The sequence below is a fragment of the Chromatiales bacterium genome, assembly GCA_014762505.1.
Classification (GTDB): Bacteria; Pseudomonadota; Gammaproteobacteria; order SpSt-1174; family SpSt-1174; genus SpSt-1174.
This window is the reverse complement of the sequence record JABURS010000043.1, coordinates 1-12,712: the sequence shown is the minus strand read 5'-3', so window position 1 is coordinate 12,712 and position 12,712 is coordinate 1. Positions and strand designations below refer to the sequence as shown.

The 12,712-nt window shown below is 65.3% G+C and carries 13 protein-coding genes and 1 pseudogene; 8 read left to right on the top strand and 6 right to left on the bottom strand.

Annotated elements, in window-relative coordinates; translation table 11 throughout:
- Window positions 1-217: 217 nt before the first annotated feature.
- The 5 genes from HUJ28_11845 to HUJ28_11825 all read left to right on the top strand — a co-directional run bounded on the left by HUJ28_11845 (window position 218) and on the right by HUJ28_11825 (window position 7,033).
- Window positions 218-4,198, top strand: coding sequence for an EAL domain-containing protein (locus HUJ28_11845; GenBank protein ID MBD3620152.1), 3,981 nt, complete (start codon window positions 218-220; stop codon window positions 4,196-4,198).
- Window positions 4,199-4,253: 55 nt separating this feature from the next.
- Window positions 4,254-4,598 carry a hypothetical protein gene (locus HUJ28_11840; protein ID MBD3620151.1) on the top strand — a complete coding sequence of 115 codons (345 nt, stop codon included), beginning with the start codon at window positions 4,254-4,256 and terminating at the stop codon, window positions 4,596-4,598.
- Between the two features lie 275 nt (window positions 4,599-4,873).
- Window positions 4,874-5,350, top strand: coding sequence for a diaminobutyrate acetyltransferase (gene ectA, locus HUJ28_11835; GenBank protein MBD3620150.1), 477 nt, complete (start codon window positions 4,874-4,876; stop codon window positions 5,348-5,350).
- Window positions 5,351-5,366: 16 nt separating this feature from the next.
- Window positions 5,367-6,638, top strand: a complete 1,272-nt coding sequence (gene ectB / locus HUJ28_11830) for a diaminobutyrate--2-oxoglutarate transaminase (GenBank protein ID MBD3620149.1) — start codon at window positions 5,367-5,369, stop codon at window positions 6,636-6,638.
- Window positions 6,635-7,033: an ectoine synthase gene (locus HUJ28_11825; GenBank protein ID MBD3620148.1), complete on the top strand. Its 399-nt coding sequence runs from the start codon at window positions 6,635-6,637 to the stop codon at window positions 7,031-7,033. The genes ectB and HUJ28_11825 overlap by 4 nt, the downstream gene beginning before the upstream one ends.
- Before the next feature lie 92 nt (window positions 7,034-7,125).
- Here the strand turns inward: HUJ28_11825 and HUJ28_11820 are convergent, their stop codons facing one another.
- The 5 genes from HUJ28_11820 to HUJ28_11800 all read right to left on the bottom strand — a co-directional run bounded on the left by HUJ28_11820 (window position 7,126) and on the right by HUJ28_11800 (window position 10,382).
- Window positions 7,126-8,853, bottom strand: a complete 1,728-nt coding sequence (locus tag HUJ28_11820; protein MBD3620147.1) for a bifunctional diguanylate cyclase/phosphodiesterase — start codon at window positions 8,851-8,853, stop codon at window positions 7,126-7,128.
- 100 nt (window positions 8,854-8,953) lie between these two features.
- On the bottom strand, window positions 8,954-9,295 hold the full coding sequence (locus HUJ28_11815) for an alkylphosphonate utilization protein (protein ID MBD3620146.1): 342 nt from the start codon (window positions 9,293-9,295) through the stop codon (window positions 8,954-8,956).
- A gap of 49 nt (window positions 9,296-9,344) precedes the next feature.
- Window positions 9,345-9,665 carry a quaternary ammonium compound efflux SMR transporter SugE gene (sugE, locus tag HUJ28_11810; protein ID MBD3620145.1) on the bottom strand — a complete coding sequence of 107 codons (321 nt, stop codon included), beginning with the start codon at window positions 9,663-9,665 and terminating at the stop codon, window positions 9,345-9,347.
- 19 nt (window positions 9,666-9,684) lie between these two features.
- Window positions 9,685-9,999, bottom strand: a complete 315-nt coding sequence (locus tag HUJ28_11805) for a hypothetical protein (protein ID MBD3620144.1) — start codon at window positions 9,997-9,999, stop codon at window positions 9,685-9,687.
- A 2-nt stretch (window positions 10,000-10,001) separates the two neighbouring features.
- Entirely contained in the window at window positions 10,002-10,382 is a 381-nt protein-coding gene (locus tag HUJ28_11800) for a PH domain-containing protein (protein MBD3620143.1), read from the bottom strand.
- A 299-nt stretch (window positions 10,383-10,681) separates the two neighbouring features.
- Here HUJ28_11800 and HUJ28_11795 point away from each other — a divergent pair.
- From HUJ28_11795 to HUJ28_11785, 3 genes and pseudogenes are all read left to right on the top strand, one after another.
- Window positions 10,682-10,961 (top strand): annotated as a pseudogene (locus HUJ28_11795) (type II toxin-antitoxin system RelE/ParE family toxin).
- On the top strand, window positions 10,961-11,254 hold the full coding sequence (locus tag HUJ28_11790; protein MBD3620142.1) for a HigA family addiction module antidote protein: 294 nt from the start codon (window positions 10,961-10,963) through the stop codon (window positions 11,252-11,254). The pseudogene HUJ28_11795 and the gene HUJ28_11790 overlap by 1 nt, the downstream one beginning before the upstream one ends.
- Window positions 11,255-11,437: 183 nt before the next feature.
- Window positions 11,438-12,082, top strand: a complete 645-nt coding sequence (locus HUJ28_11785) for a hypothetical protein (protein MBD3620141.1) — start codon at window positions 11,438-11,440, stop codon at window positions 12,080-12,082.
- Window positions 12,083-12,202: 120 nt separating this feature from the next.
- Here the strand turns inward: HUJ28_11785 and HUJ28_11780 are convergent.
- The coding region (locus HUJ28_11780) for a flavin reductase family protein (GenBank protein ID MBD3620140.1) at window positions 12,203-12,712 on the bottom strand (510 nt) is incomplete at its 5' end.

The window sequence follows — 12,712 nt, the reverse complement described above, 5'->3', positions numbered from 1 at the left end:
GAACAGACCCGCATAATGCGGAAGATATGCGCTGCTTAACATTTCTCGTCACTGGGCCGGCTACCGGCCATCAGTGCAAAGACCGTGGGCTATAGTCGGGAATGGCGCAGAAACGGACGGCATCCCATACTAAAGAATCACGCACACGGACCCGCATGACACGACCTTCCTGCTACGCCGACACCACGCGCCTTCGCCACCTGCCGCAGGGCAGCCCATGACCCTCCCGCATGAACTGCGCGAGATCGCGCGCCAGTCCTACCTGCTGGTGGTGATGGCGGCCACGGTGGCGCTCGGGGCCCTGGGCCTGATCGACGGCCTCACGGCCGCCACGCAGCTGCCGCTGCATGCCGTGATCACGCCCTCCGGGGCCGCGGCGGCCCTGCTGGTCGGGCTGGGGCTGATCGCCACCCAGCAGGGCCATGCCTGGCTGCGCATGACGGCGGGCCTGCTGCTGCTGTTGATCGCCTCCCATTGCCTGGTGGACCCGACGGCCTGGAGCGGCGCCAGCCTGATGAAGGTCTCGGCACCCATGGCCGTCGTCTTCGGCTCGATCGGCACGCTCCTCCTGCTCGGCCTGGGCGGGTCCGTCACGCGCAGGCTCTGGCAGACGGTCGGCTGGGTACTGTTCCTCGTCGGCGGCCTGCTGCTCGCCAGCCACTGGGTGACCGATACCTCGCAATGGCTCGCCCTGCACCCGCCGGCCGCCACCATGGCCAGCCTCTTCACGGCCGCTACCGGCCTGGCCATCGCGCTGATCCGTACCCGCGACGGCGCCGCCCGCAGCCGGCTACAGACCGGGGCCATGGGGGTGGGTGTGCTGGGCGTGCTGCTCACCTCGCTACTCTGGTTCCAGCTGAGCGCGCAGCACAACGCCGAACTGCGCGAACAGGGCACGCAGCTTGCGGCCAACATCGCTGCGCATACCGAGGAGCTGATCATCCAGCACCTGCTGTTGCTGCAGCGCATGGCCGACCGCTGGGCGGTGCAGGGCATCAACGGGGAACAGCGCACGCGCGATGTCGAGACCTATCTGCGCGACATCGACAGTATCGAGGCCCTCGCCCTGCTCGAAAGGCAGGGACAGATCGCCTGGCAGCGCACGCGGGAGGACAACCCGGTCACCCCGGCGCTGCTGCTGCAACAACCGGCCATCCAGGACTGGCTGACCACCCCCGCCGATGGCCACGAACTGTATGTTCCGCCGGCCCTGGCGGACGTCGCCCCGTCCGTGGTCGCCCTCATACGCGTGCCGCTGGAGATCCCCGGCAGCGACGATGCCATCCTGCTCGGCGTCTTCGACATCAGCACCCTGCTCGCCTCGCGCAACCTGCTGGAGGCCGCGCCCTTCCGGGTAGAGACCCTGGCCGATGACCAGCCGTTGTCGGCCAGCCCCGTCGATGACGACGCGGGCCAGCTCCTGATCACCTCGCGCGAGATGACGCTGGCAGCCGGGCCCCGGCTCCTGCATCTCGTCTACCTGCAGGACAGGACACAGCTGCTGGAGGCCGCGCGCCTGCGCCTGCTGATGGCCTTCATCGGCTTCATGTTCAGCTTCCTGCTCATCATGTCCACCCAGGTCAGCCGCCTGGCCCTCGACCGCCAGCGCACCCTGCAGGGCGCCCAGCACTACCTGGCCCGCACCCAGGACATCCAGGCCATGATGCTGCGGGGCCAGCCGCTCACGCAGACCCTGGAGGCCGCCTGCCAGCTGGTCGAACAGCAGCTGCCCGGCACCCTGTGTTCCGTGATGCTGGTGGACGAGGACGAGGCGCAGACCCTGACCCTGGCCGCCGGCGCCAGCCTGCCGGCCGACTACCGGGCGGCCACGCATCGCATCCCGATGGCGCCCGACAAGGGCACCTGCGGCAGCGCCGCCTGGCAACGCCAGCCCGTGATCTGCGCCGAGATCGCCACCGACCCGCGCTGGGAGGGCTTCCAGCAGATTGCCGCCGACGCCGGCCTGGCGGCCTGCTGGTCCTATCCCCTGCTCAACAGCCAGGGCCAGGCGCTCGGCACCTTCGCCGTGTACCGGCAACAACCGGGTGAGCCCGATGCACGCGAGCGCTACCTGATCGAACAGACCAGCGCCCTGGTCGCCCTGGCCATCGAACGGCATTGCGACCGCAAGCAGCTGGCCGCGAGCGAACAGCGCTATCGCTCGCTGTTCGCGCACAACCCGGACCTGGTGTATTCCTTCGATCTGGAGGGACACTTCACCAGCGCCAACCAGGCCCTGTTCGACGCGCTGAATCTGTCCGAGGCCGACGTCATCGGCCAGCACTTCGCCAAACTCGTCAGCAGCGAGGACATCGAGACCACGCTGCAACACTTCCGGCAGGCCTGCGAGGGCAGGCCCCAGCGCTACGAGCTGCACACCCGGCCCATCGACGGCCGGCCACGCATCCTCGATATCACCAACCTGCCGATATTCGTCGATGATCGCATCGTCGGCGTCTACGGCATCGCCAAGGACATCACCGAGCGCAAGCAGCAACAGGAGCAGCTCGAGATCCTGCGCCGCAGTGTCGAGTCCAGCATCAACGGGGTGGTGATCGTCGATGCCCTCAAGCCCGACATGCCCATCGTCTACGTGAACCCCGCCTTCGAGCGCATCACCGGCTACAGCTCGGCCGAGACGCTGGGCAGGAACTGCCGCTTCCTGCAGGGCATAGGCACCGAGCGCAAATCGGTGGACCGTATCCGCAAGGCCCTGCGCAAGCACAGCGAAGTACACGTCACGCTGCGCAACTACCGCAAGGACGGCACGCCCTTCTGGAACGACCTGCACATCTCCCCGGTGCGCAATGACAAGGGCATCACCACGCACTTCATCGGCGTGCAGAACGACATCTCCGAACAGCGCGAACAGGAAAGCCAGCTGGCCTACCAGGCCAGCCACGACGTGCTCACCGGGCTGCCCAACCGCTCGCTGTTCCAGGACCGGCTGGTCCAGCAATGCCAGCTCGCCTCGCGCAGCGGGCATTACCTCGCCCTGCTGTTCATCGACATGGACGGCTTCAAGCCCATCAACGACAGCCTCGGCCACGCCGTGGGCGACCGCCTGCTGGTCGAGATCGGCCGGCGCCTCTCGGACGTGCTGCGTCCCGGCGACACCGTCGCCCGCTTCGGCGGCGACGAGTTCGTGGCCCTGCTGCCCGACCTGGAAAGGCCCACCGATACCGAGAGCGTCATCGAGCGTATCCTCGACGCACTGGCCAAACCCTACCGGGCGGGAGAGAAGGAGATCTTCATCACCGCGAGCATCGGCGTCACCGCCAGCGACGGCAGCGAGGAGGACCCGGGCATCCTCATCCAGCAGGCCGACATGGCCATGTACAAGGCCAAGCAGCTCGGCCATAACCAGCATCAGTGGTATACGGACGACATCAACGCCCGGCTCAGCCGTCGCGTCTCCCTGCGCAACGAGCTGCAGGACGCCATCGACCGTCAGCGCTTCGAGATGCACTACCAGCCGATCGTGCGCCGTGGCGATGGCCGCCTGCACGGCTTCGAGGCCCTGGTTCGCTGGCAGCATCCGACGCATGGCTACATGTCGCCGGCGGAGTTCATCCCGCTGGCCGAGCACACCGGCCAGATCATCCCGCTGAGCAACTGGATCCTGCGCCAGGCCTGCATCGATGCCGCCATGCTCAACCAGCGCGGCGACTACCAGATGGCGGTCAACCTCTCGCCCATGCAGTTCCATCGCCCGAATTTCCTCGACATCGTGCGTCGCACCCTGAAGGAAACCGGCCTCGCGGCACAACGCCTGGAAATGGAGCTCACCGAAGGCATCCTGATGGACGATGCCCAGCACGCCATCCGCATCCTCACCGAACTCAGGGAGATGGGTGTGAGCGTTGCCATCGACGACTTCGGCACCGGCTTCTCCAGCCTCAGCTACCTGAAGTCACTGCCGATCGGCAAGATCAAGATCGACCGCTCCTTCGTCCAGGAGATCAACAACGACCCGGACGATGCCGCCATCACCGTGAGCATCATCAACATGGCGCATCACCTGGGTCTGACCGTGGTGGCCGAAGGCATCGAGACCCGCCCGCAGCTGGACTTTCTCGCCAGCCAGGGCTGCGACCTGTACCAGGGCTATTACTTCGCCCGCCCCATGCCGATGGAGGACCTGCTGAAGTTCCTCGAGAGCAGTGCCGCGCTGAGCAGCGAATGGGCGCAGGATTGACAGTCGTACCCGGCCGCACCAGTCTTGCCGGCATGACCCCGGCAGCAGACCACCGATGATCGACCTCTCGCACGCCCTGGCGGCCTATGGCACCCCGGACTTCGGCACCCGGCTGAAGCAGGCCCTGGAGGGGCTCGGCCTGGACGAACTCCCCCTGCAACAGGGCCTGCGCACGGGCAACGCCGCGCGCGACGACAGGCTCGGCGCGATGATCATCGGCACGCAGGCGACCGACGAGGCCATCGTCGTGCGGGCGGGCCTGTTCTACACCAGCATCACCGCCGGCTGCGCCTGTGCCGACGACCCCACGCCGACGGACGAGAACACCGAGTACTGCGAGGTGCTGCTCTGCATCGACCGCGACACCGGCCAGGCCGACGTCCGGCTCGCGGACAACTGAGCACCGCCTCCGCCGCCATACCCCGAAACACCCCGCAAAGCCTTGCCGCATGCGGGGTTGCGCCACCTCTCACGGCCAGTTTTCCTTATTGATCAGCAGGTTACGTTGGCCGCCCCCGGCCGGCTGTGGTATACTTTGGTGCTTTCCTGAAACCGTAAAGGAGGGCTACTCTCCAGCCGAGGGCGAAATCCCACTATCAATCCGGCGCTTGCCGCCTGATTCATAATGGGATTTGCAGGGACACCCCCTGTCGACGGCTGACGAGATCATCCGACATGACCATCACCTACAGACCGCCGTCCAAAGAGGACGGCAAGTCGATCCATCAGCTCATCCGGGACAGCAAGACCCTGGACCTCAACTCGGCCTATCTCTACTTCCTGCTGGCCGACCACTTCCGCGATACCTGCGTGGTCGCCGAACGCGACGGCCAGCTCATCGGCTTCGTCTCCGCCTACCGCCTGCCTGCCCGGCCCGACACCCTGTTCGTCTGGCAGATCGGCGTGGACGCCAGCGCGCGCGGGCAGGGTGTGGCCTCGGCCATGCTGCAGGCATACGAGCAACGCCCCTTCTTCAGCGAGATCCGGCGCATCGAGCTCACGATCTCGCCCTCGAACAAGGCCTCGCAGGCCCTGTTCCAGCGCTGGGCCGAACGCCTCGGTACCACGCTCGAGACGCAGCCCTACCTCACCGAGGACCACCTGGGCGCCTCGCACGAACCCGAACTACTGTATTCGATGAATTTGAAATAAAGACCGGGAGACCACCATGGACATCGGAATTTTCGAACAATACGAGTCGAACGTGCGCGGTTACATCCGCTCGTTCCCGACCATCTTCACCACCGCGACCAACGCCACCATCATGGACGACAAGGGCAAGGCCTACATCGACTTCTTCGGTGGCGCCGGTTCGCTCAACTACGGGCATAACGACCCGGCGGTGAAGGCCGCGCTGATCGAGTACATCCAGAACGACGGCATCACCAACGCGCTGGACAAGGCCACCAAGGCCAAGCACGACTTCATCGTCGCCTTCCAGGAGACCATCCTCAAGCCGCGCGACATGGAGTACAAGATCCAGTTTGTCGGCCCCACCGGCACCAACGCGGTGGAAACCGCGCTCAAGCTCGCGCGCAAGGTGAAGGAGCGCTCCAACGTCATCGCCTTCACCAACGCCTATCATGGCCACACCCTGGGCGCACTGGCGGTGACCGGCAACGAGTTCTATCACGACAACTATTACGGCGTGCCGCTCAACGTCAACAAGCTGCCCTACGACAACTACTTCGACCACGACATGGACAGCGTGGACATGATGCGTCACTACCTGGAGGACGGCAGCTCCGGCTTCGACCTGCCGGCGGCGGTCATCGTCGAGACCATCCAGGGCGAGGGCGGCATCAACATCGCCAGCGTGAAGTGGCTGCAGAAGCTCTCGCAGCTCTGCCAGGAGAAGGACATCCTGCTCATCATCGACGACATCCAGGTGGGCAATGGCCGCACCGGCGACTTCTTCAGCTTCGAACGCGCCGGCATCAAGCCGGACATCATCACGCTGTCGAAGTCCATCGGTACCGGCCTGCCCATGTCCATCGTGCTGATGCGCCCCGAGATCGACCAGTGGGAACCGGGCGAGCACACCGGCACCTTCCGCGGCAATAGCCTGGCCTTCATCGCCGGCGCCACCGCGCTCGAACGCTGGAAGACCGACGACTTCAGCAAGGAGATCCGCGCCAAGGGCGAGCGCGTCGGCGAGGCCTTCAGGGCCCTGCAGGCGAAGTACCCCAAGTACATCTGCGACGCCCGCGGGCTCGGCATGATCTGGGGCCTGGAATCCCAGGTGGAGGGCTTCTGCAGCGAGGTCTCGCACCAGGGCTTCCTGCGCGGCCTGCTGGCCGAGACCGCTGGTGCCAGCGACCACGTGCTCAAGTTCCTCGCTCCGCTCACCATCAGCGAGCAGGAACTCACCGAGGGCCTGAAACTGCTGGAAGAGGCCGTGAAGGCCACCGTGGACAAATTCGACAAGGAGGCTGCGTGATCATTCGACGCCTGAACGAGATCATTGGTACCGACCGCGACGTCGAGGCCGAGAACGGCAACTGGGTCAGCCGTCGTCTGCTGCTGGCCGGCGACGGCATGGGCTTCTCCATGCACGACACCATCATCCGTGCCGGCACCGAGACCTACATCCACTACGCCAACCACCTCGAGGCCGTGTACTGCGTGGCGGGTGAAGGCGAGATCGAGGACCTCGACAACGGCGTCACCACCCAGATCAGCGACGGCACCCTGTACGCGCTGAATGGCCACGAGCGCCACTACCTGCGTGCGCGCAAGGACATGCGCATGATCTGCGTCTTCAACCCGCCGGTGGTGGGCCCCGAGACGCACGACGAGAACGGCGTCTACCCGCTGATGACGCTGGACGACTGAGGCTGGCGTACATACCGGGGTAACCGGCATAAAAAGGCCCGCGCAATGCGCGGGCCTTTTTCATCTCCGACCGGCGTGACCCGGCAACAGACTCAGGACTCGACGCGCGGTGTCCACACCTGTTGCACCCGTGCCAGGTTGGCGGGCCTGGGCCAGGCGGCCGCCTGGAGCCACTGTTCCAACGCCCGGGCCTCCATCGGCCGCGCCACGAAGAACCCCTGGGCCGTATCACAGCCGTGCGCGGCCAGGGCATCCAGCTCCGCCTGGCTCTCCACGCCCTCGGCCACCACCTGCATGTTGAGATAGTGCGACAGCGCAATCGTCGACTCGACGATACGGCCGATGCGGCGGTTCTCCAGCATGCGCGAGACGAAGGAACGATCGATCTTCACGGTGTCCGCCGGGATCTCGTGCAGATAGGACAGCGAGGAATAACCCGTACCGAAGTCGTCGATGGACAGACCCATGCCCCGGCTGCGTACGCCGCGCAGGCAGTCGATCACGGTGTCGGCATCCTCCATGATCGCCGATTCCGTCACCTCCAGCTGCAGGGTGTCGGGTGCCAGCCCATGCGCCTTCAGGGTCTCATCGATCACCCCGAGCAGCCACTCGTTGTGCAGGTTCTTCACCGAGACATTCACCGCCATGTCGAGGCAGAACCCCGCCGCCTGCCAGCGGGCCTGTTGCGCAATCGCCTCCTCCACCACCCAGCGCGACAGCGGCGAGATCAGATCGGTGTTCTCCACGTTGCCGATGAAATCGCCCGGCGGCACCATCCCGCGCGAGGGGTGACGCCAGCGCACCAGTGCCTCCACCCCGTCGATCTCACCCGTCCGCAGGTTGAGCTTTGGCTGGTAATGGAGCTGCAGGTGATTGTCGCGTATGGCCCCCAGCAGCTCACCCATCAGGGCGAGATTCGCGCGGCTGGTGCGGTCGGTGTGGATGTCATAGAGCGCATAGCGCATGCCCCGGTGCTGCCCGGAATACAGGGCGATATCGGCGCGGCGGATGAGCGCATCCGGATCGCCCTCCGCATCGTGCAGGTGCGCCATGCCCACGCTCACGGCCGCATGCACGTTGAGGCCGCCGGCCGGAAACGAGGTACGCATGGCACGCAGCACCTGCTCGGCCAGCACCCCCGGATGCGAGGTGTCGCCCTCCACCGGGATCAGTGCCGCCAGGCGGTTGCCGCTGACGTGGTAGACGCGTGTCACCTGGGGCAGGCTGTCCCGCAGTCGTTGCGCCACGTTGCGCAACAGGCTGTTGCCGACCGGATAACCCAGGGTGTTCAGGATCTCGGTGAGATTCTCCAGGCGCAGCACCATCAGGTACACGCCCTGGCCGTCGGCCTCGCTTACCAGCAGCGGCCGCAGGTCCTGCGACAGCGCCCGCCGATTGGCGAGCCCCGTGTCCATGTCATGCGTCATCGCCCAGCGCAGGCGACGCACCTCGCGCAGCAGGCGCCCCGCAAGCCAGCCGGCGAAGGCGCCGATACCGACAAACGCCGCCATGCGCGAGAGCCAGTTCACCAGCGACTGCTGCAGCCCGCTCTCCACGTGTATCGGCATGAAGGGGCCGACGAGCAAACCGGCCACCAGGCCGGCGAGTATCCCGCCCCGCACGCCGAAGACGACGGCTGCGAGAATGATCGGCACATACATCAGGTGGAGATAGGCGTAACGGGTGCCCCCCGTTGCGTAGACCAGACCGGCCGCCGCCAGCAGCAACACCACGACCACGGCGGCCAGCCACCAGCGACGATGCCCCGCCGCCTCCACCCAGCCGGGGGCGAGCAGTTTTTCCATCGAAGTCGTATCCATGACCCTGTCCTTGCCTCACGTAACCACTGGTAGTGTCTTCTATAGACAAGCCAGCGACTTTACGCCACGCCGGCTTGCCGAAAGGAACACCGCCTGCCGACTAGGCCTTCCTGACGAACGCCGACTTGAGCTGCATGGCACCGATGCCGTCGATCCGGCAATCGATGTCGTGGTCGCCCTCGACCAGGCGGATGTTCTTCACCTTGGTCCCGACCTTCACCACCAGCGAGGAGCCCTTCACCTTCAGGTCCTTGATCACCGTGACGGTATCGCCATCTGCCAGCGCGTTGCCGTTCGCATCACGCACCACGCGTACGTCCTCGCTCGCCTCACCCGCCGCATCACGAGACCACTCGTGCCCGCATTCCGGACACACGTACATGGCCCCATCTTCATAGGTATATTCCGATCCACATCGTGGACACCTGGGTAGCTCACTCACTGCCTATCTCCTCGTCATACGCCCGACTTGCAACTTGTAACTTGCGACTTCATCCATGGCTCGCGAGCTTCAGGCCGACGATGCCCGCCACGATCAGCCCGATGCTGATCATCCGCCCGGTATTCAACGGCTCGTTGAACAGCACGATACCGAGAATCACGGTGCCCACCGCACCCACGCCCACCCAGACGGCATAGGCCGTCCCCACCGGCAGCTGCTTCATGGCCAGGGCCAGCAGCCAGAAGCTCGCTATCATCGCCAGCACCGTCCACACCGACGGCCACAGCCGCGTGAAGCCCTCGGTGTATTTCAGGCCGATGGCCCAGCCGACCTCGAACAGGCCGGCGAGGAAGAGCAGTGTCCAGTTCATAGGGGGTGTTGGAACGTGTTCAGAAGATCCAGGCCAGCAGCAGCCAGATGATGACGAAGAACAGGAAGAACCCGCCGAGGATGAACTGCAGCTCGCCCAGCAGGCCATCGCCCGAGGCCACGGCGAACACGATCAGCAGGATGGCCGTGACGAAGAAGGAGATCACGGCCGACTCCTTCAGCCCCAGGCCCGGTGAGAAATGCACCGCCGCGATCTCCGACAGTGCCGGCAGCATCAGCAGCATGGCCACGCCGACGATCACCACCAGGGCGATCAGCGCGATGGCGATGCGCCGCGACTCGTTCCGGTCCTTGCGGTCCTCTTCGCCCACCATGCTCAGGCCTCGCGGTTCTGCCGCAGCTTGATCAGCTCCCGCACCCGGTTCGGGTCCGGCAGGCCGTTGGCCACGATCTCCGGGCTGTCGCCGGCCGTGAAGATCTCCACCCGGCCCACGCCGAAGATGCGGTCGAAGAACGACTGCTTCACGCGTATCGTGCGCACACTGCCCACGCTCACCTCCGAGCGATCCTTGCTCAGCAGGCCCTTCTCGAACAGGATCTCGGACTCCGTCACCGTCAGCCTGGTCGACTTGTTCTTCAGGTGCCACACCAGCAGGATCAGGATGCCGATGCCCACCGGCACCAGGATCAGCGAGACGATAAAACCGAGCGGGTTGTTCTTGAACATCACCGGATGGGCGGCATACAGATCACTCATGGCGGCTCCCTGATGGGGTCGGATGGTCTTGGGCCACTACTATATACCATCCACCCCCCAGGGCCGGCACCGCCCGGCATTTTCACGTCTCCAGCCAGTCGTGCCGCATAGACCCAGGTGCAGATCGTCGAGTGAAGACGGTGTACTCGCGGCGGCACATCAAATCCTGGCTGACAAGGCCTTACGCCTCAGTGCTGAATTCACGACGCCCTGCCGCCTGGGTATGAGACGTTATCAACGACGGTTCTGGTCATTGATCCCCGGTTGTTGCGTGGTGCGCAACACGCTATACTCCGCCCATGATCAAGTCGTTCCGCCACAAGGGATTGCATCGGTTCTACCTGACCGGCAGCACGGCACGGCATACAGCCCGTGCATGCCCGGCGTCTGCGCATGCTGCTCGCCGCGCTGGATACGGCGCAGACGATCGATGACATGGATGTACCCGGTTTCCGGCTCCATCGCCTGCACGGCCGGGCCGGTCATCGCTGGTCTGTCCGGGTAAATGGCAACTGGCGCCTCACCTTCGAATTTCGTGACGGTAACGCCTACTTGCTGGACTACGAGGATTATCACTGATGGTCATGCACAACCCGCCGCATCCCGGCGAATTCATCCGCGAGGTCTATCTCGAACCGTTCGGCCTGAGCGCGCGCCAGCTTGCGCAGCGGCTCGGCATCTCCGCCTCCACGCTCACGCGCGTGCTCAAGGGCAGCAGTGGCATCAGTCCGGAAATGGCCCTGCGCCTGTCCAGGGCGCTGGGCCGCTCGCCCGAGAGCTGGCTGGAAATGCAGGACCGCTACGACCTGTGGATAGCACGCCAGCACGTGCGCCTCGACGACATCGAGCCCATCGAATTCGACGCGGCATAACGGCCGTCTCTCGCCACTAACACGCGACGACGCAATCCATCAGCCGAACGTCTCGCACGCGACGTATCCAGCCTGCCCGGCGGTGTCGCCTGCTCCAGCCCCCCGACCAACCCTACGCTTTCTCGGTGTTTGCCCGGCCGCGTCCGTGCCAGCATGGGCACGGACACTACACAGGGAGCCACCATGAACACCCCGCAACTGCACATCCGGGTCGATACCCGCGAGAAGGGCAAGATCATCCAGCGCCTGGAGGGCCTGGAGGGCGTCAGCCTGGAATTCGTCGAGATGGACCTGGGCGACTACCTGCTGCCCGGTGATGTGATCGTCGAGCGCAAGTCCGCCACCGACCTCATCCTGAGCGTGGTGGACAAGAGCCTCTGGGCCAAGGTGGCCAAGCTCCGCAGCCAGCACGAACGCGTGGTGTACATCGTGGAGGGCGACCTCTACACCGCCCGCTTCCACCAGCAGGCCCTGGACGTGCACCGCGCCCTGTCCATGATGGTCATCGACCACGGCGTGTCCATCCTGCCGAGCCCCGATGCCGACAACAGCGGCATGCTGGTCTACCTGCTCGGCCTCGCCGCCCTGCAGGGGCCGGAGACCGGCGAACGCGCCGGCAAGCCCACCATCCGCCTGGATGCCCAGCTCTACCTGCTCGCCAGCCTCCCCAACATCGACCCCGACCGCGCCAAGGTCCTGCTCAAGCACTTCGGCAGCGCCCGCCAGGTCCTGGACGCGGATGCCGATGCACTCGCACAGGTGGAAGGGATCGACCGGGAGACGGCCGAGCGGATCGCGGAAGTCCTGGATTACGGGGCGAAGGGCTGAAGACGGCAACCGAGGCGCTGTAACAAAGCGTCAGGCCAGACGGCCTGGCGTGTTTCTCACGGCGAGCGGAGCCCCGGGGCGATCGGGGCCGCCAACCGCTTCAGGCACCGCCCTCTCGCACTAGACCCCGGGCGGCAGCTTCGACGCCATCATCTTACGGCGGTCATACCTGCGGCCATCGGCGATGAAGGTCCCGTCGCCCACCGCATGCAGGGTGCGCCGCTCCTTGCGCGCGTGATCGACCCAGGCGGCCACGGCATCCAGCACCACGATGTTGTGCCGTTCGACGATATCGACCACCTTGCACGCGATGTTGGCGATGCACTCCCCGATGAGCGGTGCGCCAACCTCCCTGGCCGGCACCGGCGTCAGCCCGAAGCGCGCGAACTTGTCGGTGTCCTCCCCCGAGCAGGTGCCAATACCCACCACCGTATCCAGCATGTCCACAGTGGGGATCGCGATCACGCACTCGCGGGTGTTCTCCAGCGCCCGGTACGAGTAATTCCATTCCCCGGTGGTGATGGCGAAGCGCGGGGTGAAGTCCATCACCATCGTCCAGGAGATGGTCATGATGTCGTAAGCTTCCCCGTCAAGTAGACAACCCAAAAGTAGAATCACTTGCCTGCTTGA

Excerpts from the sequence above, each read along its gene's own strand:
- HUJ28_11845 (MBD3620152.1), top strand. The coding sequence starts at position 218 with ATGACCCTCCCGCATGAACTGCGCGAGATCGCGCGCCAGTCCTACCTG.
- HUJ28_11840 (MBD3620151.1), top strand. The coding sequence starts at position 4,254 with ATGATCGACCTCTCGCACGCCCTGGCGGCCTATGGCACCCCGGACTTC.
- ectA (MBD3620150.1), top strand. The coding sequence starts at position 4,874 with ATGACCATCACCTACAGACCGCCGTCCAAAGAGGACGGCAAGTCGATC.
- ectB (MBD3620149.1), top strand. The coding sequence starts at position 5,367 with ATGGACATCGGAATTTTCGAACAATACGAGTCGAACGTGCGCGGTTAC.
- HUJ28_11820 (MBD3620147.1), bottom strand. The coding sequence starts at position 8,853 with ATGGATACGACTTCGATGGAAAAACTGCTCGCCCCCGGCTGGGTGGAG.
- sugE (MBD3620145.1), bottom strand. The coding sequence starts at position 9,665 with ATGAACTGGACACTGCTCTTCCTCGCCGGCCTGTTCGAGGTCGGCTGG.
- HUJ28_11805 (MBD3620144.1), bottom strand. The coding sequence starts at position 9,999 with ATGGTGGGCGAAGAGGACCGCAAGGACCGGAACGAGTCGCGGCGCATC.
- HUJ28_11800 (MBD3620143.1), bottom strand. The coding sequence starts at position 10,382 with ATGAGTGATCTGTATGCCGCCCATCCGGTGATGTTCAAGAACAACCCG.
- HUJ28_11790 (MBD3620142.1), top strand. The coding sequence starts at position 10,961 with ATGGTCATGCACAACCCGCCGCATCCCGGCGAATTCATCCGCGAGGTC.
- HUJ28_11785 (MBD3620141.1), top strand. The coding sequence starts at position 11,438 with ATGAACACCCCGCAACTGCACATCCGGGTCGATACCCGCGAGAAGGGC.